A 643-nucleotide genomic window follows, 5' to 3' on the forward strand; every position below is an offset into this window, starting at 1 on the left:
GACCGGATGCGCGCCAACCTCGACCTGACCGGCGGCCAGCTCGTCTCCGAGCGGATCGCGGCGGCGCTGGCACCGCTGCTCGGCAAGGCCGTCGCCCGGCAGGTGCTCAGCCGGGCGTCCGCCGACGCGGCGGCCTCCGGACGCACCCTTGAGGCCGTGCTCGGCGAACTGCCCGAGGTGACCCGGCACCTGTCGGCCGCGCGCCTGGCCGACCTGGTCGAGCCGACGCACTACACCGGCGCCGCCGGCGCGCTGGTGGACCGCGCGCTGACCAGGCCGCGCCCCGGCCGCTGGCAGGACGTTGTCATGGCCCCGAACAGCCCAGAACCGCAGGATTGACCCATGACCTGGGAAGGGCAGGCGAAGGCGGGCGCGACGCCGGCGCGTTGGCGCGCCGCGGCGGCCACGTCGCGCTGCCCGGGCGGCCGACCGGCCGCCGTCGGCGCGCGGCACCGTGCCGCACTCCCGGGCCCCACCGCCGCTCCCAGCGGCCACGGAGACGACCGCGACCGCACCACCGCGCACGCCGGGCGCTCGCAGCGCGCACAGGCTCGTACGCACCGCCCGCACGCCCCGGCCGGCCCGGACACGAGCCCGGCCTCCGGGGCGGAGCCGAGCGGCGCCGTGCCGGGCCGCTCCGCGC

The 643-nt window shown here is 79.8% G+C and carries 2 pseudogenes; both read left to right on the forward strand.

Features of this window, described 5'->3' with window-relative positions:
- Nucleotides 1-339: pseudogene (locus KUM32_RS41375) on the forward strand (3-carboxy-cis,cis-muconate cycloisomerase); the annotation flags it as partial.
- A gap of 3 nt (nt 340-342) precedes the next feature.
- Nucleotides 343-643, forward strand: a pseudogene (locus KUM32_RS41380) (hypothetical protein); the annotation flags it as partial.

This window comes from Streptomyces sp. AC627_RSS907, assembly GCF_019049165.1.